Source organism: Streptomyces recifensis, from assembly GCF_002154615.1.
GTDB classification, from domain to species: Bacteria; Actinomycetota; Actinomycetes; order Streptomycetales; family Streptomycetaceae; genus Streptomyces; species Streptomyces griseoluteus.
On record NZ_MUNH01000118.1, the window covers coordinates 1 to 1508 of the forward strand.

1 protein-coding gene is annotated in these 1508 nt (G+C 66.6%); it reads right to left on the minus strand.

All coding sequences use genetic code 11. The annotated features are described in order from the left end of the window. Positions 1-21 precede the first annotated feature (21 nt). Positions 22-1404 (minus strand): glycine--tRNA ligase, encoded by a 1383-nt coding sequence (locus CCN33_RS07630; RefSeq protein WP_086692524.1) that lies wholly within the window; start codon positions 1402-1404, stop codon positions 22-24. Positions 1405-1508: the final 104 nt, after the last annotated feature.

A 1508-nucleotide genomic window follows, 5' to 3' on the forward strand; every position in this document is an offset into this window, starting at 1 on the left:
GGGTGGGCGGAAATGCGAAGGTCAGGCGCCGATCAGGCGGGCGGCGAGGTAGCCCTCGATCTGGTCGAGGGAGACCCGCTCCTGCTTCATGGTGTCGCGCTCGCGCACGGTCACCGCGTTGTCCTCGAGCGTGTCGAAGTCGACGGTCACGCAGAAGGGGGTACCGATCTCGTCCTGACGGCGGTAGCGGCGGCCGATGGCGCCGGCGTCGTCGAAGTCGATGTTCCAGTTCTGGCGCAGCGCCTGGGCGAGACCCTTGGCCTTCGGAGAAAGCTCGGGGTTGCGGGAGAGCGGGAGCACCGCGACCTTGACCGGCGCGAGGCGGTGGTCGAGGCGCAGCACGACGCGCTTCTCCATCTTGCCCTTGGCGTTGGGCGCCTCGTCCTCGGTGTAGGCGTCGAGGAGGAAGGCCAGCATGGTGCGGCCGACACCGGCGGCGGGCTCGATGACGTAGGGGGTCCAGCGCTCGCCGGCCTCCTGGTCGAAGTAGGAGAGGTCCTGGCCGGACGCCTTGGCGTGCGCGCCGAGGTCGTAGTCCGTGCGGTTGGCGACACCCTCCAGCTCGCCCCACTCCGAGCCGCCGAACGAGAAGCGGTACTCGATGTCGGCGGTGCGCTTGGAGTAGTGGGAGAGCTTCTCCTTCGGGTGCTCGAACCAGCGCATGTTCTCCTCGCGCAGGCCGAGGTTGGTGTACCAGTTCCAGCGCTGCTGCATCCAGTACTCCTGCCACTCCTCGTCCTCGCCCGGCTTGACGAAGAACTCCATCTCCATCTGCTCGAACTCGCGGGTCCGGAAGATGAAGTTGCCGGGCGTGATCTCGTTGCGGAAGGACTTGCCCATCTGGGCGATACCGAAGGGCGGCTTGCGGCGCGAAGTGGTCTGCACCTGGGCGAAGTTGGTGAAGATGCCCTGGGCGGTCTCGGGACGCAGGTAGGCGACGGAGCCGGAGTCCTGGGTCGGGCCGAGGTGGGTGGAGAGCAGACCGGAGAACTGCTTGGGCTCGGTGAAGGTGCCCTTGTTGCCGCAGTTCGGGCAGTTGAGGTCGGCCAGGCCGTTCGCCGGGGCGTGGCCCTTCTTCTCCTCGTACGCCTCTTCCAGGTGGTCCGCGCGGAACCGCTTGTGACACGAGGTGCACTCGGTCAGCGGGTCCGTGAAGGTGGCGACGTGACCGGAGGCGACCCAGACCTCGGGGGCCAGGATGACGGACGAGTCGATACCGACCACGTCCTCGCGCGACGTCACCATGTAGCGCCACCACTGACGCTTGATGTTCTCCTTGAGCTCGACACCCAGCGGTCCGTAGTCCCAGGCGGCACGCTGTCCGCCGTAGATCTCACTGCAGGGGAAAACGAAGCCACGGCGCTTGCTCAGGCTGACGATGGTGTCGATCTTGTCGGCGGCCACGGTGCTCTCTTCATTACGACGACGGGCGTTGAAGCGAGATGCTTCCAGCGAATGATTCAGGTTACCGGCGCATGCTCCCCCACGGCCAAATCGGCCCCCGCCCT